Here is a 16,483-nt window from a genome sequence, read left to right as displayed (position 1 = left end):
GCCCGCCGCCCGCCGTCCGTACCTTCATGACCAGCGGGAACGACCCGCCGAACAGCCCAGCGGAACACGGGAGAAGACCATGACCGACATCCGGCAGACCACCGTCCAGGCGACCGACCTCCAGCAGCTCGCCGAGCGCTACCTCGCCGTCTGGAACGAGACCGACCCGGCCGCCCGCCGCAAGCTGATCGACGAGGCGTGGGCCGAGGACGGCAGCTACACCGACCCGCTGGCCGCCGTCACCGGCCGGGACGGCGTGGACGCCCTGATCGGTGCCGCCCAGGCGCAGTTCCCCGGCCTGGAGTTCACCCTCGGCGCGGTCGACGCGCACCACGACATCGCCCGCTTCACCTGGAACCTCGGGCCGGCCGGCGAGGAGCCGCTGGTGATCGGGTTCGACGTCCTGGTGGCCGGCCCGGACGGCCGGATCGCCTCGGTGTTCGGCTTCCTGGACCGCGTCCCGGGCGCCTGAGCCGGCGCCGGGAAAGTCGCACCCCGCACGACCGGGCCCCGGGCCGGACCGACCGCAGAGCCGGCCCGGCCGCCGGGGCCACCGAGCCGCACGGGCGGGCCCCGACCCCGGGCCCGCCCCGCCGACCCCGTGAGGAGCACCCCAGATGAGCACCGCCCTGCCCACCCGTACGGCCGCCCCGAAGGCCCGGCAGGCCCCCACCGGGACGGGATCCTCCACCTGGGGCCTGCTGCCGGTGGTCCTGACCGCCACCTTCATGACCGCCCTCGACGTCTTCGTCGTCAACGTCGCCGTCCCCTCCGTCCAGGCCGACCTGGGCGCCGGGCCCTCGGCCGTCCAGTGGGTGATCGCCGGCTTCAGCCTGGCGCTCGCGGCCGGCCTGATCACCGCCGGCCGGCTGGGCGACCGCTACGGCCGGCGCCGGGTGTTCGCCCTCGGCCTGGCCCTGTTCACGCTGGCCTCGGCCGGCTGCGGCCTGGCCCCGACGGCGGCCGCCCTGGTCGGCGCCCGGGTCGCCCAGGGCCTGGCGGCGGCGCTGATGGGTCCGCAGGTGCTGGCGATCCTGCGGACGGCGTTCAGCGGCGCGGCGCAGGCCCGGGCGTTCGCGATGTACGGGCTGACGATGGGCGTCGGCGCGGTGTTCGGCCAGCTGATCGGCGGGGTGCTGATCCGGGCGGACCTCTTCGGGCTGGACTGGCGCAGCTGCTTCCTGATCAACCTGCCGGTCGGCCTGGCCGCCCTGGCGCTGGTCCGCCGCTGCCTGCCGGAGTCCCGCGCGCCGCAGCGGCCCGGTCTGGACCCGGTGGGCGTGCTGCTGGTCACCGTCGCACTGACCGGCCTGGTGCTGCCGCTGATCCAGGGCCGCGAGCAGGGCTGGCCGCTCTGGACCTGGCTCTGCCTGGCCGGCTCCGTCGCGCTGCTCGCCGCCTTCGCGGTGCACCAGCACCGCTCCCGCGCCACCGGCTCGCCGCTGGTCGACACCCGGCTGTTCCGGACCCGCTCGTTCGCCGCCGGGCTGCTCGCCCAGCTCGCCTTCTGGCTCGGCCAGTCGTCGTTCTTCCTGGTGCTCGCCCTCTACCTGCAGCCCGGCCGGGGCCTGGACGCGCTGGGCGCGGGTCTCGTCTTCACCGCGATCGGCGTCGGCTACCTGCTCACCTCGACCACCGCGCACCGCGTCGCCGCCCGCCTCGGCCGCCAGGCGGTCGCGCTCGGCGGTCTGCTGATGGCGGCCGGGCTGGGCCTGCTCGGCCTCGCCGTGCACGCCGCCGGGACGACCGGCAGCGTCTGGTGGCTGGCGCCGGGCCTCTTCGTGGACGGTCTCGGCATGGGCCTGGTGATCGCGCCGGTGACCTCCGTGGTGCTGGCCGGGGTGGAGCCGCAGCTGGCCGGGTCGGCGGCGGGGGTGGTGGCCACCGTCCAGCAGGTCGCGGGCTCGCTCGGGATCGCGCTGATCGGCATCGTCTACTACGGCGCCGCCGACCCGGCCGTGGCCTTCGGCCGAAGCCTGGCGGTGCTGACGGTGCTGGAGCTGCTGCTGGCGGGTCTGGTGCAGCTGCTGCCCCGCCGGGCGGCCTGAGGGCCGGACGGACGAGACCGCCGCACCGCCGGGTAGGCCGAGGGCCGGACGGACGAGACCGCGGAGCCGTCGGCCGGGCCGCGGGCCCAGGGGGCGGCCGGCGAGGAACAGCAGGGCGGGTGGGCCTCCGGGCCCACCCGCCCGTTCCGTTCCCTCCCCCCGATCGGGTTGGATGGGTGGATGAGCGAGGAGAAGAGCGCCGTACCGGCGTGGGAGCAGCGGTTCAGGGCGGCCCGGGTTTCCCTTCCGGACTGGGCGGAGGACGCCCCCGACCGGGCGCTGTACGTGTCCAACGCGACCGGCACCTACGAGGTGTACGCCTGGGACCGCGCCGACGACACCCACCGCCGGGTGACCGACCGCCCGAACGGCACCACCGACGCCGAGCTGTCCCCCGACGGCGCCTGGGTCTGGTGGTTCGACGACAACGACGGTGACGAGTTCGGGATCTGGCGGCGCCAGCCCTTCGCCGGCCGGCCCGACGGCGCGGAGGGCCCCGACGAGGAGGCCGTGCCCGGTCTGGCCGCCTCCTACTCGGCGGGCCTGGCCCTCGGCCGGGACGGCACGGTGGTGGTCGGCCGCTCCACCGACGAGCACGGCACCACCCTGCACCTGCGCCGCCCGGGCGCGGCGGAGGCGGTGGAGATCTACCGGCACGAGGAGTACGGCGGCGTCGGCGACCTCAGCTACGACAGCACGCTGCTCGCCATCGACCACACCGAGCACGGCGACGCGATGCACTCGGCGATCCGGATCGTCCGGCTCACGGACGGCGCGACCGTCGCCGAGCTGGACGAGGTCACCGGCCGCGACGACCCGCGCGGGGTCGCCTGCCTCGGCTTCGCCCCGGTCGAGGGCGACACCCGGCTGCTGGTGGCCCACCAGCGCACCGGCCGCTGGGAGCCGATGATCTGGGACGTCGCCACCGGCGCCGAGACCGCGCTGCCGCTCCGCGACGAGCAGGGCCGCGAGCTGCCCGGCGACGTCTCCGCGCAGTGGCGGCCGGGCGCGACCGCGCTGCTGGTCGAGCACGAGTACGAGGCGCGCAGCGAGCTGTTCTCTTTCTCGCTGGAGGAAGCCCCGGGCGATGGCGGCCGCCTGACCCGGCTGGAAACCCCGCGCGGCACCGTCGGCGGCGCCACCCCGCGCCCGGACGGCACGGTGGAGTTCCTCTGGTCCTCCGCCGCCGAGCCGTCCGCCGTCCGCTCCACCGCCGGCACGGTCGTACTGCGGGCCCCCGGCTCGGTGCCGCCCGGTTCGGTGCCGGTCGAGGACGTCTGGGTGGACGGTCCCGGCGGGCGGGTGCACGCGCTCGTCCAGCGGCCGGCCGGGGCCGGCCGGGGCGACGGCCCGTTCCCGACCGTCTTCGAGATCCACGGCGGGCCGACCCACCACGACAGCGACTCCTTCGCCGCCGGGCCGGCCGCCTGGCTGGACCACGGCTTCGCGGTGGTCCGGGTCAACTACCGGGGCTCCACCGGCTACGGCCAGGCCTGGACGGACGCCCTACGCGAGCGGGTCGGCCTGATCGAGCTGGAGGACATCGGCGCCGTCCGCGAGTGGGCGGTGGCGAGCGGGCTCGCCGACCCGGGCCGGCTCGTCCTCACCGGCGGCTCCTGGGGCGGCTACCTCACCCTGCTCGGCCTCGGCGTGCAGCCGGAGAACTGGTCGCTCGGCGTCGCCGCCGTCCCCGTCGCGGACTACCTGACCGCGTACGACGACGAGATGGAAGCGCTGAAGTCGCTCGACCGCACGCTCTTCGGCGGCACCCCGCAGGAGGTGCCCGAGCGCTGGACGGCCTCCTCGCCGCTCACCTACGTCGAGCGGGTGCGGGTGCCGGTCTACATCAGCGCCGGGGTCAACGACCCGCGCTGCCCGATCCGGCAGATCGAGAACTACGTAGAGCGGCTCGAGCAGCTCGGCAAGCCGCACGAGGTCTACCGCTACGACGCCGGGCACGGCTCGCTGGTGGTGGAGGAGCGGATCAAGCAGCTGCGGCTGGAGATCGACTTCGTCCGGCGCCACCTCGGCGCGGACGCCGCCGGGGAGAATCGGGCCGAGGGGGCGGCGGACGCCGCACCGGAGGACGGGGGGACCGGGTGAGACGTCTGCTGGCGATCGTGGGGGTGGGGGTGGCCGGGGCCCTGGTGCTCACCGGCTGCTCGGGTCAGGACAGCGACAGTGGAGCGGCCTGCCCGCCGCCCGCGTCACCGTCCACGCAGCCGACGGCGTCGGCCACGTCCTCGGCCACCGCTTCGGCCACCGCTTCGGCCTCGGGTTCGGCCACCGCTTCGGCTTCGGTCAGGGCGTCGGCCTTCGGGGGAGCGACGACGGGCGGCGCTCCGGCGGGAAGCCTCGCCCTGCAGGCCGCCTACCGCACAGTCGAGGACGGCGAGGGCGACGACGGCGTGGTCGTACTCGCCAAGTCCGGGTCGAAGTCGTCCGGGTCGAAGGGCTCGAAGAGCTCCAAGAGCGGACGCAAGGTGCGCCACCACACCGACCACGACGATGACGACGACGGCAGCGGGAACGGCAACAGCAGCAGGCGGTGCGACCCGCCGCCGTCGGGTTCGCCGTCCTCGTCTCCGTCCGGTTCGCCGTCCCCGTCCCTGTCGGCCACACCGGCGAAGCCTTCGACACCGTCCCGGCCGGTGGTGCCGTCCGTGCCGCCGGCGAAGCCGACGCGCTGAGCCCCCGCCGAGGGGGCTACTCCAGGACCGGGTCCAGCCCGAGGGCCCGGTCCTGCTCGGCCTCCGCCTCGCGGCGCGCCAGGCGGAACCACATGAAGACGACGAAGCCCCCGAAGACGAACCACTCCAGCGTGTAGCCCAGGTTCTGGAACGCCCGCAGGGTGAGCCCGTTGCCGCCCTGGGGCTGCACGGTCGGCACCGTGGTCAGCCCGGCCGGCGCCGCGTCCGCGGACACCCAGCCGTCGTACCAGCCGTCGTAGGAGAGCTTGTTGACCAGCGCGGCCTGGTTGATCGTGCCGAGCTGTCCGGCCGGGAGGCCGCCGGCCACCGCGCCGTTGCTGCCGCTGGTCTCGCCGGCCTGGAGCCGCCCGGTCACCGTGACCTCGCCCGCGGGCGCCGCCGAGGCGGTGGTGGTGCCGCCGGCGGCGGGCGTGCCCGGCGCCCAGCCCCGGACGACGGCGACGGTCCGGCCGTCCCCGGTGCGCAGCGGGGTGAGCACGTAGTAGCCCTGCTTGCCGTCCAGCACCCGGTTGGGGACGAGCAGTTGGTGTTCCTGGTCGAAGGTGCCGGACACCGTCACGGCCCGGCCGACCGTGTCGGTGGTGACCTGCGGCCGGTCGGCGCCGAGCAGTTCGCCGAGCGGCCTGGCCGTACCGGCGTCGTCCACCGACTTGCTGATCTCCTGGTGCGAGGAGACCTTGTCCTCGAACCGGCCGAGCTGCCAGGTGCCGAGCCAGACGCACACCGCCACGGCCGCGACGGCCAGCGCGGTGCCGCTCAGCCAGCGCGGAGTCAGGAGGAACCGGTACACACCCCCACGGTAACCATTCCTCACGCCCGTCCCGACCACAGGGGTCCGCCGGCCGCCCGAGAAGTCGGCCCGTCCGACTTCCTGGGCGCGGGGCGCGCCAGGTGCGCCCGGGTTCAGCCGGCCGACGGGGAGGTGGTCACGGTGGGCGCGGGCGGGGCCTGGAGGGGTTGGGGGGCGGTGCGGTAGACGGTGCCCGCGCAGGCGCCCGGGAGGCCGGCCGTCGCGGTGGACGGGCTGCCCGGGGCCGGCGTGTGGGCGAGGGTGACGGTGGGCGGCGGCGCGCTGGGACCGGTGGTCGGGGTGGCCGTGGGGCTCGTGGCCGTGGTCGGGCCGGCCGTCGGCGTGGTCGTCGCCGGGGGCGCGGCGCTGGATGCCCCCGAGGAGCCGGCCGCCAGGCCCGAGCCACCCGGGCCGCCCGAGCCACCGGGACCGCCCGGACCGCCCGAGGCTCCGACCTGCGCGCCCGAGGTGCGGCCCTGGCCCGACCCGGCTGCCAGGGCCGATCCACCCTGGCCGGCCGTCGCGCTGGGCGAGGAACCACCCGGGGCGGGGCAGCCGCCGGCGTCCGGCACCCAGCCGAAGTCCACCCGGTACCCGGTCCGCGGCGCCAGGAGCAGCCCCTGGACGGCCCCGTCGACGGCGGCGGCCGAGGCGCCGGCGCCCGTTCCGGCGGCGGGCAGGCCGGTCGCCGGGTCGCCGGCCGTGTGGTCGGTCACCCGGATCCGGGCGGCGTCCGTCCCGGTGACGGCGACGACGGAGACCGCGCCCGGGCCGCCGAGCCGGCAGGCTTGCCCGGAGGTGTTGAGCACGGTGAAGTATCCGTAGATCCGCCCGTCGGCGTCGGCGGTGCCGACCTGGGCGGTGCCCTGCCCGAGGTCGCCGCGGGTGCAGAGCGGCACCAGTACGCCGCCGCCGGTGCTGGGCGCGGTGGCGGGGGTGACCCCACCCGGGCCCGCGTCGGGGGTGGTCGCCCCGGGGCTGGGCGAGGCGCCGGCGGAGCCGGACGGACCGGCGCCGGCGCCGGTCCCGCTCGTGCCGGCGTGCGGCGTCTGGTTGGGGCCGGCCGGCTCGCCGACGGCCGTGGTGCCTCCGGTCGAGGCGGAGGTCGTCCCCCCCTGGGCGCCGGGCGAGCCGGGGCCGCCGGAGAGGTCCAGGTGGTCGGTGTCGTGCAGGGTGGGCAGCGCGATGGCGAAGGCGAGCGCCAGTGCGGCGGCGCCGGTCCAGGCTCCGCGTACGGCGGCCCGCCGGCGGGGTACGGCGCGGCGGATGTGGTGCAGTCCGCCCGGGTCGGGCTGGAGATCGGACACCGCGCGTTGCATCAGTTCGCGGACCAGCCGCTCCTCGGCGTTCAGCCCGTCCGCGCCGGGCCCGCCCGGGTTCGGCCCGCCCGCGCCGAGCAGGCCTCCCCTGTCGTCAGCCATGCCCGGCCTCCATCTGGACCCGCAGCGCGGCCAGCCCCCGCGAGCCGTACGCCTTGACCGAACCGAGCGAGATGCCCAGGGTCTCCGCGACCTGCGCCTCCGTCATGTCCACGAAGTAACGCAGCACCAGAACCTCCCGCTGACGGCGTTGCAGACCCCGTAGCGCGGCCTTCAACTGATCGCGCTCCAGCGCATCGTAGGCGCCTTCTTCTGCACTGGCCATGTCAGGCATGGGCTTCGGCAGCAGCCTCAGGCCGAGGATCCGGCGCCGCAGAGTGGAGCGGGACAGGTTGACGACGGTCTGCCGCAGATAGGCGAGCGTCTTCTCGGGCTCGCGAACCCGGCGCCGGGCCGCGTGGACCCGGATGAACGCCTCCTGGACCACGTCCTCACACGTCGAGAGGTCGTCGAGGAGCAACGCCGCCAACCGGAGCAGCGAACGGTAGTGGGCCTGATAGGTCTCGGTGAGCAGATCCTCGCTGGTGCCCGCGCTGGTACCGGCACCGGAGTCCGCCGGGCCGGGTGCGACCGCCGTCATCTGGCTATCTTCCGGCCTATCCGCAGGCCACTGGGCGCGCGGAGGGAACGTCACCGCGGCCGTTGCCGAGATGCCCGCCCCTGCTCCCACCATCACGTTCGCCACGCCCGTTGGACACTCGATCCCCTGTCATGGTTGCCCAGCCCACGGGACATTCTCGCCCATGGGCCGAAGCCGCCTCCAGGGGATTCGGGCGGATTCCGTGAGCGGGCTGTCCGGATACTGGGTCGGCCCGTCCGGACAGCTTCGGCCGGTCCACCCCAAACCCGGACGAAACACCGGCCGAGAGCGCCAGGGCGGAAGACCGGACGAAGCGTCGGACGGAAGGGCCGACGCAACGTCAGCGCGAACGCCGGCGGCGACCTCAGCCGGGCAGCTCGCCCGCGACCAGTTCGGCGATCTGCAGGGCGTTGAGCGCCGCCCCCTTGCGCAGGTTGTCACCGCAGAGGAAGAGGTCCAGCGCGGCGGGGTCGTCCAGCGACCGGCGGACCCTGCCGACCCAGACCGGGTCCGTCCCGACCACGTCGTTGGGAGTGGGGAACTCGCCCGCCTCCGGGTCGTCGTAGAGCACCACACCGGGGGCGTCCCGGAGCAGCTCCTGGGCGTGCTCCTGGGTGACCTCGCGCTCGAAGACGGCGTGCACGGCGAGCGCATGGGTGCGCACCACCGGGATGCGGACGCAGGTCGCGGAGACCTTGAGGCCCGCCAGGCCGAGGATCTTGCGCGACTCGTCACGGATCTTCAGCTCGTCGGACGACCAGCCGCCGTCCATCAGCGAGCCGCTCCACGGCACCGCGTTGAGCGCGAGCGGGGCGGCGAACGGGCCGTTGTCGGCGATCACCGCGCGGAGGTCGCCGGTGTGCTCGCCCACCTCGGTGCCGGCGACCAGCCCGACCTGCTCGCGCAGCGTATCCACGCCGGCCCGGCCTTCGCCGGAGGCGGCCTGGTAGGAGGCGACGACGAGTTCGCTGAGCCCGTACTCGGCGTGCAGCGCGCCGAGCGCCGCGATCATCGTGAGGGTGGTGCAGTTGGGGCCGGCGACGATGCCGCGCGGGCGCATCCGGGCCGCGGCGGCGTTGACCTCGGGGACGACCAGCGGGACGGCGTCGTCCATCCGGAACACCGCGGAGTTGTCGACCACCACGACGCCCTTGGCGGCCGCGATCGGCGCCCAGCGCGCGGAGACCTCGTCGGGTACGTCGAAGAGGGCGACGTCGATCCCGTCGAAGACCTCCTCGGCGAGCGGGAGGACCTCGACGGGCTCCCCGCGCACGACCGGCTTGCGGCCGGCCGAGCGCGGGGAGGCGACGAGGCGCACCTCGCCCCAGATGTCCTGACGGAGTGAGAGCAGGCCGAGCAGTACCTCGCCGACCGCGCCGGTGGCGCCGACGACGGCGAGGTTCGGCCGCCGGGTCATCGCCCGGTGCCGCCGTAGACGACCGCTTCGTCCGACTCGCTGTCCAGCCCGAAGGCGCTGTGGACGGCGCGCACGGCCTCGTTGACGTCGTCGGCACGGGTGACGACCGAGATCCGGATCTCCGAGGTGGAGATCAGCTCGATGTTGACGCCGGCCTCGGAGAGCGCCTCGAAGAAGGTCGCGGTGACACCCGGGTTGGAGCGCATGCCGGCGCCGACCAGGGAGATCTTGCCGATCGCGTCGTCGTAGCGCAGCGACTCGTAGCCGATGCCCTCCTTGACCCGGCCGAGCGCGTCGATGGCCTTCTGGCCCTCGCTCTTCGGCAGGGTGAAGGAGATGTCGGTCAGGCCGGTCGACGCGGCGGAGACGTTCTGCACCACCATGTCGATGTTGACCTCGGCGTCGGCGATGGCGCGGAAGATGCGCGCCGCCTCGCCCGGCTTGTCCGGCACGCCGACGACCGTGACCTTGGCCTCGGACGTGTCGTGGGCGACTCCGGAGATGATGGCCTGCTCCATCTCGCCCCCTTCGGGCTTGTTCGGGTTGTCGTTGCTGACGATCGTCCCGGGAAGGCCCGAGAAGGACGAGCGTACGTGAATCGGGATGTTGTAGCGCCGCGCGTACTCCACGCAGCGGTCGAGCAGCACCTTGGAACCCGACGAGGCCAGCTCCAGCATGTCCTCGTACGCGATCCAGTCGATCTTGCGAGCCTTCTTCACCACACGCGGGTCGGCGGTGAAGACGCCGTCCACGTCGGTGTAGATCTCGCACACCTCGGCCCTGAGCGCCGCGGCGAGGGCGACGGCGGTGGTGTCCGAGCCGCCGCGGCCGAGCGTGGTGATGTCCTTGCTCGTCTGCGAGACGCCCTGGAAGCCGGCCACGATCGCGATGTTGCCCTCGTCCAGGGCGGTGCGGATGCGGCCCGGCGTCACGTCGATGATGCGCGCCTTGTTGTGGACGGAGTCGGTGATGACACCGGCCTGGCTGCCCGTGAAGGACTGGGCCTCGTGCCCCAGGGATTTGATCGCCATGGCCAGCAGGGCCATGGAGATGCGCTCTCCAGCGGTCAGCAGCATGTCGAACTCACGGCCGGCAGGGATGGGTGACACCTGCTCCGCGAGTTCGATGAGCTCGTCCGTCGTGTCGCCCATCGCGGACACCACGACGACGACCTCATGGCCGGCCTTCTTGGCGTCAACGATTCGACGGGCCACGCGCTTGATGCCCTCGGCATCCGCAACGGATGAGCCGCCGTACTTCTGCACGACAAGGCCCACGTGCGCTCCTCGACTTGTGTCGTTTCCGGGGGCCCGGGGCCCCCGCACCCCCGGGTGGCGGGGGTTGTGCGGTCCGCGCCAGTCTACCGAGCAGGGGTGCCGCGACTGTCGCTTTCCATATGATGAGACGCCCGTTTCAGCAGGTGGGCGGCGGTACGGGACCGGACACCGGCAGGTCTGCGGGGCATCCGGGGCGGCCCCGGAGAATCGGCGGACGAACGGACGCGACCCCGGGGTTTTCCCTTCCGGCCCCGGAGCCTGAGACGTGCGTCACAGCCCGCCCTCCCCTGCCGCGGCCCTACCGTCCGAGACCGAGCTCGGCGGCCATCAGGTCACCGGCCTGCTGCTCCAGCTGCTCGTCGGTGAGCCCGTCGTCGTCGGTGTCCGCACCGTCCGGCACCGCCCCGATCGGGCTGTCCAGCCGGACGTGGGCGATCAGCGACTGCAGCGCCCGGAGCACCGCCGAGCAGGTCGTGCCCCAGTTGGAGAGGTACGAGAACTGCCACCACCAGAGCGCCTCGCTGACCCGCCCCTCGCGGTAGTGGGTGAGCCCGTGCTGGAGCTCGCTGACCACGCCGGCCAGGTCGTCCGAGATCCGGAACGCGTTCGGCTTCTCCGGCGGCCCGTACGGGTCGAAGACCTCGTGGTAGACGTCGATCGGCGCCAGCAGCTCGGCCAGCCGCTCCCGCAGCTGCTCACCGTCCGGCTCCGGCCCGGCGTCGGGCTCGAACCGGTCCTCGGGGACGACGTCCTCGATGGCGCCGAGCCGGCCGCCGGCCAGCAGCAGCTGCGAGACCTCCAGGAGGAGCAGCGAGACCGCGCTGCCGGGCTCGTCGCCCTTGGCGACCTCGGTGACGGCGAGCACGAAGCTCTCCACCGAGTCCGCGATCTGCACCGCGAAGTCGTCCGGCTCCGAGCCGTGCGCGTGGATGTGCGGGGCGTGCCGGTCCTGCTGCGGGTCGGCCGGGTGCGGGCCGGCCTGGTGGGGGCCGCCCTGGTGGGGCGTGTGGGGCTGCTGGTTGAGCGTCCGGTCAGACATCGAGCAGTCGTCTCCCTTCGAAGGCGCGACCGAGGGTGACCTCGTCCGCGTACTCCAGATCCCCGCCGACGGGCAGACCGCTCGCCAGCCGGGTCACCTTCAGGCCCATCGGCTTGCAGAGCCGGGCCAGATAGGTGGCGGTCGCCTCCCCCTCCAGGTTGGGGTCGGTGGCCAGGATCAGCTCGGTGACCGTGCCGTCCGCGAGGCGCGCCAGCAGCTCGCGGATCCGCAGGTCGTCCGGGCCGACGCCCTCGATGGGGCTGATCGCGCCGCCCAGCACGTGGTAGCGGCCGCGGAACTCGCGGGTGCGCTCGATGGCGACGACGTCCTTGGGCTCCTCGACCACGCAGATCACCGCGAGGTCGCGGCGCGGGTCGAGGCAGACGCGGCACTGCTCGGCCTCCGCGACATTGCCGCAGACCGCGCAGAACCGGACCTTGTCCTTGACCTCCAGCAACGCGTGCGCCAGCCGGCGCACGTCGGTGGGGTCGGCCTGCAGGACGTGGAAGGCGATCCGCTGCGCGCTCTTGGGCCCGACGCCGGGCAGCCTGCCCAGTTCGTCGATCAGGTCCTGAACCACGCCCTCGTACACGTCGCGCCTTCCGTCGGGTTGGTCGGTCTCGGCCGGTCGGTGGGGCACCCGCGCGGGGTACTCCGGTGCCATCATCCAACGAATCGGGCGCCGGGCGCACCGCCCGACGCCCTACTCCCGCATAAATCACACAGGTCTATCGTCTGACCTTCAGACCATCATGACCTCGGACTTTCCCGACCGCTCGGGGAAGTTCCGCAGGTCAGAACGGCAGGCCCGGGATGCCGCCGCCCAGGCCCTGGGTCAGCGGGCCCATCCGCTCGGCCTGCATCTTCTGCGCGGACTGGTTCGCGTCCCGGACCGCCGCCAGGATCAGGTCGGCCAGGGTCTCGGTGTCGTCCGGGTCGACGGCCGCCGGGGCGATGGTCAGCGCCACCAGCTCACCGGCACCGGTCACCGTGGCCTCGACCAGGCCGCCGCCCGCCGAACCGTTCACGTGCGTCTCGGCGAGCTCCTGCTGGGCCTTGGCGAGGTCCTGCTGCATCTTCTGCGCCTGCTTGAGCAGCTGCTGCATGTTGGGCTGGCCACCACCGGGGAACACGGCTCACTCCCTTGCGTTCGGGTTTCGTCTGCGTCGTCGCCCGACGTTGTCGTCCGACGTCTTCGCCACGAGCCTACGTGGTGCCCGCCCGTCAGCCGCCGCTGTGGCGGATCTCCTCCAGGACCGTCGCCCCCAGCTCGCGGATGATCAGCTCCTGGCCGGAGAACGTCTCCTCCTTGAGGTCCGGATCGTCCTCCTCCGGGATGTCGTCCTCCAGGGCGACCGCCGGAGCGGCGGGCGCGGCCGGCCGGGCCTGCACGGGCGGAGCCGGCGCCGTCGGGGCGGCCGCTGCGACCGGTGCCGACGGTGGTGCGGCCACGGGTGCGGGCGCGGGAGACGGGACGGACGCCGGTGCGGAAGCCTGCATCGGGGGCGCGGACGCCGCCGGACGCGCCGGGGGTGCACCCCAACCGCCGCCACCGCCACCGCCACCGCCGCCGAAGTTGCCGCCGGCCGCCGGGGCGGTGCCGCCTCCGCCACCTGCGACCCCGCCGGACGAGCCGCCCGACGGGTCGACGATGCACTCGATCCGCCAGTCCACACCGAGCGCGTCCGACAGCGCCTGGCGCAGCACGTCGTCGCTGTTGCTGCCGACGAAGCTGTCCCGGGCGCCCGCGTTGATGAACGACACCTGGAGCACGCTGCCGTCGAACCCGGCCACCTGACCGTTCTGGCTGAGCAGGATCCAGGTGAAGCGGCGGCGGTTCTTCACCGCCTCCAGAATCTGCGGCCACATCTGCCGGATCTGTGCGGCGCCCTGCTGTGCGGCACCCGACGGCTGCCCGCCGGCCGGGGCCGCTGCCGGGGCCGCCGTGGGCGCGGGGGCCTGGACGGGGGTGGGGGCCTGGACGGGCGCGGGCATCGGCTGCGGCGGGGTCTGCACGGGCGCCGGCTGGGCGGGCGCGGGCGCGCCACCGGCCGGCGGGAAGCTGCGCGGAATCGGCCACGCGCCGGGCGCGGGCCCGGCCGGGGCCGGCGCGGGCTGGACGGGGGGTGCCTGCATCGGTGCGGCCTGCACGACCGGTGCCGGCTGTGCGGGCTGTGCGGCCTCAACCGGCACCGGGGCGCCCTGCACGGGCGCCGCGGGCATCGCCGGCATGGGCGTCACGGGTGCCATCGGCGCTGCGGGTGCCATCGGTGCCATCGGCGCCATCTGCCCGGCCGCCGGAGCCGCGAAGCCCCCGGCCGAGGCCCGGCGCTCCAGCTTGTCCAGCCGCGCCTGCAACGACAGCTCGTCGCTGTACGCGCCAGGGAGCATCACCCGGGCGCAGATCAGCTCCAGCTGGAGCCGCGGGGCCGCGTTCCCCCGCATCTCGGTCAGCCCGGTGTTGACGATGTCCGCCGCCCGGCTCAGCTCGGCCGCCCCGAAGACGTCCGCCTGGGCCTGCATGATCGCGACCCGGTCGGCCGGGGCGTCGATCAGCCCCTTCTCCCCGGCGTCCGGCACGGTGGCCAGGATCACCAAGTCCCGCAGGCGCTCCAGCAGGTCCGTCACGAACCGGCGCGGATCGTGCCCGCCCTCGACCACCCGGTCGATCACCTGGAACACCGTCGCCCCGTCGTGCGCGGCGAAGGCGTCCACCACCTCGTCCAGCAGCGCCGAGTCGGTGTACCCGAGCAGCGCGGTCGCCATCTGGTACGTCACACCGCCCTCGCCGGCGCCGGCGAGCAGCTGGTCCATCACCGACATCGAGTCACGCACCGACCCGGCACCGGCGCGCACCACCAGCGGGAAGACGGAGTCCTCCACCTGGATCTGCTCCCGCCCGCAGACCTCCGCCAGATAGTCGCGCAGCGTCCCCGGCGGCACCAGCCGGAACGGATAGTGGTGCGTGCGGGAGCGGATCGTCCCGATCACCTTCTCCGGCTCCGTGGTCGCGAAGATGAACTTGAGGTGCTCCGGCGGCTCCTCCACCACCTTCAGCAGCGCGTTGAAGCCGGCCGAGGTCACCATGTGCGCCTCGTCCAGGATGAAGATCTTGTACCGGCTGTGCACCGGCGCGAAGAAGGCCCGCTCCCGCAGCTCACGCGCGTCGTCCACACCACCGTGCGACGCGGCGTCGATCTCGATCACGTCGATCGACCCGGGCCCGCCCGTCGCCAAGTCCCGGCAGGACTGGCACTCCCCGCACGGGGTCGGCGTCGGCCCCTGCTCACAGTTCAGGCAGCGGGCCAGGATGCGCGCGCTCGTCGTCTTCCCGCAGCCTCGCGGGCCGCTGAACAGGTACGCGTGGTTGACCCTGTTGTTGCGCAGGGCCTGCTGGAGCGGAGCGGTCACGTGCTCCTGCCCGATGACCTCGGCGAAAGTCTCGGGGCGATAGCGGCGGTACAGGGCTAGGGACACACCACCGACGATATCGGGACGGGCCGACAAACGCGTCGCCCCTCAACCGGGCCACCGGGCCCCGGGAACGCAAAGACCCCTCGCGCACCCGCCAGAGCTCTCCTACCCTTGCTGCCTTCCGGCCCTGGGGGAGTTCAGAAAGATGACGCCACACGAGGGGCTGCCCCCAACAGTACCCGATCCCCACCCCCACCTCCACCATCCCGATCCGCAGGTCACACCCCGCCCTCGCCTACGAGATACGTGGTCGCGACCACCCCTGAACATGTACTAAGCTCTCCCACGGAGGATTCGCCTAGAGGCCTAGGGCGCACGCTTGGAAAGCGTGTTGGGATAAAACCCTCACGAGTTCGAATCTCGTATCCTCCGCCAGCACCACCAAGGGGCTGACCTGTGAAAACGGGTCAGCCCCTTGTGTTTGCCCAGGTGAAATTGCAGCACCGTGTCAGCACGGATCGGGATACGGTCGCCACATGGCATCCATTCGCGTTCGCGAACGCAAAGACGGTGGCACCACGTACACGGTTACCTGGCGTGACGGCGGCGCCCGGACAGGCAAGCAGGAGTCCGAGAAGTTCGACGACCTCAAGAGCTCCGAACGCTTCCGTGACCTCGTGAAGGGGCACGGCGAGCAGTGGCCGCCCGGGTGGGTCAAGGGCCGCGGGTTCGTCGAGGAGCAGGCGGCCGAGCCCGAGACCGCCCCCGACACGATGTTCGAGGCGTACGCGCTCAACTTCGTCGAACTGCTGACCGGCGTTCAGGGCGGCACTAAGGCGAAGTACCGGCAGATGATCGAGTGCAACATGGTCCCGTGGTTCCGGGACTTCTCGGTCGCCGACGGGCCGGAGTCCATCACCGGCGACGCCATCAAACTGTGGGTCAACGATCTGGAGGCGGGCCGGTGGGGGCCGTATCCGCCCAAGGACGCGCGCAAGCGCCGCAAGTACCGGGCCAAGACAGTCCGGGACAACCACGGCTTGCTGTCGAGCATCCTGCAGGCGGCCGTGCTGGGCGAGAAGCGCGCGACCAATCCCTGCGTGGGCACCCGGCTGCCGCGCCCGGACGACACCGACAGCGACGAAATGTGCTTCCTGGAGCACTGGGAGTACGCCCTCGTCCATAAGCACCTGAAGGCCGACGCTGCCGACATCGTCGAACTCGCGGTCGGGACCGGAATGCGGTGGGGCGAGCTGACCGCCCTGCAGAAGCGGGACATAGTTCGCCGCAACGGCCGCCCCGCGGTGCGGATTCAGCGGACATGGAAGCTCGACGAGCACGGCAAGCGGTACATGGGGCCACCGAAGACCAAGAGGTCGCGGCGCACCATCGTGCTGACGCCCCGGCTCAGCGCAATTGTCCAGCGTGCGGCCCGGGGCAAGGCCACGGAAGACCTGCTGTTTCCGGCGCCCGAGGGGGGCGCGTGGCTGCCGGCGACGTTCCGCCGCCAGCGGTGGTTGCCCGCCATCGCGAAAGCCCAGGACGAGGGGCTGACCAAGACCCCGCGCGCTCACGACCTCCGGCACACTCACGCCTCATGGATGATCGCCGCCCGGATTCCCCTTCCGGCGATCCAGGCGCGGTTGGGCCACGAGTCGATTCAGACGACCGTCGACCGGTACGGGCATCTGCTCGACATTCTCGACGACGAGGTGATCGCCGCCGTCGACCATGCGTTCACCCTGACTCAGGCCGGCGCCCCGGCTGACGTCCTGCTGGCCCGCGAGGAGGTCGCCGCGGCGGCCTGATCCCTGGCAGCACAGTGCCC

General features: G+C 73.4%; 14 protein-coding genes, 1 tRNA gene and 1 other RNA gene. 5 read left to right on the top strand and 11 right to left on the bottom strand.

Going from position 1 to position 16,483, the window contains the following annotated elements:
- Window positions 1-79 precede the first annotated feature (79 nt).
- From ACZ3YO_RS10430 to ACZ3YO_RS10420, 3 genes are all read left to right on the top strand, one after another.
- Window positions 80-472 carry a nuclear transport factor 2 family protein gene (locus ACZ3YO_RS10430; protein ID WP_465547767.1) on the top strand — a complete coding sequence of 131 codons (393 nt, stop codon included), beginning with the start codon at window positions 80-82 and terminating at the stop codon, window positions 470-472.
- Between the two features lie 145 nt (window positions 473-617).
- Window positions 618-2,048: an MFS transporter gene (locus tag ACZ3YO_RS10425; protein ID WP_465567442.1), complete on the top strand. Its 1,431-nt coding sequence runs from the start codon at window positions 618-620 to the stop codon at window positions 2,046-2,048.
- 180 nt (window positions 2,049-2,228) lie between these two features.
- Window positions 2,229-4,151: a S9 family peptidase gene (locus ACZ3YO_RS10420; protein ID WP_465567439.1), complete on the top strand. Its 1,923-nt coding sequence runs from the start codon at window positions 2,229-2,231 to the stop codon at window positions 4,149-4,151.
- Between the two features lie 268 nt (window positions 4,152-4,419).
- On the opposite strand, the gene ACZ3YO_RS10415 is transcribed toward ACZ3YO_RS10420, so the two are convergent.
- The 11 genes from ACZ3YO_RS10415 to ffs all read right to left on the bottom strand — a co-directional run bounded on the left by ACZ3YO_RS10415 (window position 4,420) and on the right by ffs (window position 14,883).
- Window positions 4,420-4,668: a hypothetical protein gene (locus ACZ3YO_RS10415; RefSeq protein ID WP_465567436.1), complete on the bottom strand. Its 249-nt coding sequence runs from the start codon at window positions 4,666-4,668 to the stop codon at window positions 4,420-4,422.
- 86 nt (window positions 4,669-4,754) lie between these two features.
- Window positions 4,755-5,549, bottom strand: a complete 795-nt coding sequence (locus ACZ3YO_RS10410; RefSeq protein ID WP_465567433.1) for an SURF1 family protein — start codon at window positions 5,547-5,549, stop codon at window positions 4,755-4,757.
- Window positions 5,550-5,662: 113 nt separating this feature from the next.
- Window positions 5,663-6,970, bottom strand: a complete 1,308-nt coding sequence (locus tag ACZ3YO_RS10405; RefSeq protein ID WP_465567430.1) for a hypothetical protein — start codon at window positions 6,968-6,970, stop codon at window positions 5,663-5,665.
- The gene (locus ACZ3YO_RS10400) at window positions 6,963-7,508 is read right to left on the bottom strand and encodes a SigE family RNA polymerase sigma factor (protein WP_360181438.1); all 546 of its coding nucleotides are present in this window, start codon (window positions 7,506-7,508) and stop codon (window positions 6,963-6,965) included. Before ACZ3YO_RS10400 ends, ACZ3YO_RS10405 begins: the two co-directional genes overlap by 8 nt.
- A gap of 364 nt (window positions 7,509-7,872) precedes the next feature.
- Window positions 7,873-8,925 carry an aspartate-semialdehyde dehydrogenase gene (locus ACZ3YO_RS10395; protein WP_465567427.1) on the bottom strand — a complete coding sequence of 351 codons (1,053 nt, stop codon included), beginning with the start codon at window positions 8,923-8,925 and terminating at the stop codon, window positions 7,873-7,875.
- Window positions 8,922-10,202, bottom strand: a complete 1,281-nt coding sequence (locus ACZ3YO_RS10390) for an aspartate kinase (protein WP_465547774.1) — start codon at window positions 10,200-10,202, stop codon at window positions 8,922-8,924. The genes ACZ3YO_RS10395 and ACZ3YO_RS10390 overlap by 4 nt, the downstream gene beginning before the upstream one ends.
- A 298-nt stretch (window positions 10,203-10,500) precedes the next feature.
- Window positions 10,501-11,241 carry a DUF5063 domain-containing protein gene (locus ACZ3YO_RS10385; RefSeq protein ID WP_396324021.1) on the bottom strand — a complete coding sequence of 247 codons (741 nt, stop codon included), beginning with the start codon at window positions 11,239-11,241 and terminating at the stop codon, window positions 10,501-10,503.
- Complete coding sequence (gene recR / locus ACZ3YO_RS10380; protein ID WP_030246467.1) at window positions 11,234-11,833, bottom strand: recombination mediator RecR; 600 nt, start codon at window positions 11,831-11,833, stop codon at window positions 11,234-11,236. Before recR ends, ACZ3YO_RS10385 begins: the two co-directional genes overlap by 8 nt.
- 202 nt (window positions 11,834-12,035) lie before the next feature.
- Window positions 12,036-12,374, bottom strand: coding sequence for a YbaB/EbfC family nucleoid-associated protein (locus ACZ3YO_RS10375; RefSeq protein WP_465567424.1), 339 nt, complete (start codon window positions 12,372-12,374; stop codon window positions 12,036-12,038).
- A 91-nt stretch (window positions 12,375-12,465) separates the two neighbouring features.
- A complete protein-coding gene (locus ACZ3YO_RS10370; protein WP_465567421.1) occupies window positions 12,466-14,718 on the bottom strand; it encodes a DNA polymerase III subunit gamma and tau in 2,253 nt (750 codons plus the stop codon).
- Window positions 14,719-14,786: 68 nt separating this feature from the next.
- Window positions 14,787-14,883, bottom strand: an RNA gene (ffs, locus tag ACZ3YO_RS10365) — signal recognition particle sRNA small type.
- Window positions 14,884-15,002: 119 nt separating this feature from the next.
- Here ffs and ACZ3YO_RS10360 point away from each other — a divergent pair.
- Together ACZ3YO_RS10360 and ACZ3YO_RS10355 are read left to right on the top strand one after the other, a co-directional pair.
- Window positions 15,003-15,090: transfer RNA gene (locus tag ACZ3YO_RS10360), tRNA-Ser, on the top strand.
- A 101-nt stretch (window positions 15,091-15,191) separates the two neighbouring features.
- Window positions 15,192-16,463: a tyrosine-type recombinase/integrase gene (locus ACZ3YO_RS10355; RefSeq protein ID WP_465567418.1), complete on the top strand. Its 1,272-nt coding sequence runs from the start codon at window positions 15,192-15,194 to the stop codon at window positions 16,461-16,463.
- Window positions 16,464-16,483: the final 20 nt, after the last annotated feature.

Source organism: Kitasatospora sp. NPDC022785, from assembly GCF_055561295.1.
This window is presented reverse-complemented; position numbering and strand designations above follow the sequence as displayed.

What these genes read in the sequence shown, in the direction of transcription:
- ACZ3YO_RS10430 (WP_465547767.1), top strand. Translation starts at nt 80, where the DNA reads ATGACCGACATCCGGCAGACCACCGTCCAGGCGACCGACCTCCAGCAG.
- ACZ3YO_RS10425 (WP_465567442.1), top strand. Translation starts at nt 618, where the DNA reads ATGAGCACCGCCCTGCCCACCCGTACGGCCGCCCCGAAGGCCCGGCAG.
- ACZ3YO_RS10420 (WP_465567439.1), top strand. Translation starts at nt 2,229, where the DNA reads ATGAGCGAGGAGAAGAGCGCCGTACCGGCGTGGGAGCAGCGGTTCAGG.
- ACZ3YO_RS10405 (WP_465567430.1), bottom strand. Translation starts at nt 6,970, where the DNA reads ATGGCTGACGACAGGGGAGGCCTGCTCGGCGCGGGCGGGCCGAACCCG.
- ACZ3YO_RS10400 (WP_360181438.1), bottom strand. Translation starts at nt 7,508, where the DNA reads ATGACGGCGGTCGCACCCGGCCCGGCGGACTCCGGTGCCGGTACCAGC.
- ACZ3YO_RS10395 (WP_465567427.1), bottom strand. Translation starts at nt 8,925, where the DNA reads ATGACCCGGCGGCCGAACCTCGCCGTCGTCGGCGCCACCGGCGCGGTC.
- ACZ3YO_RS10385 (WP_396324021.1), bottom strand. Translation starts at nt 11,241, where the DNA reads ATGTCTGACCGGACGCTCAACCAGCAGCCCCACACGCCCCACCAGGGC.
- ACZ3YO_RS10355 (WP_465567418.1), top strand. Translation starts at nt 15,192, where the DNA reads ATGGCATCCATTCGCGTTCGCGAACGCAAAGACGGTGGCACCACGTAC.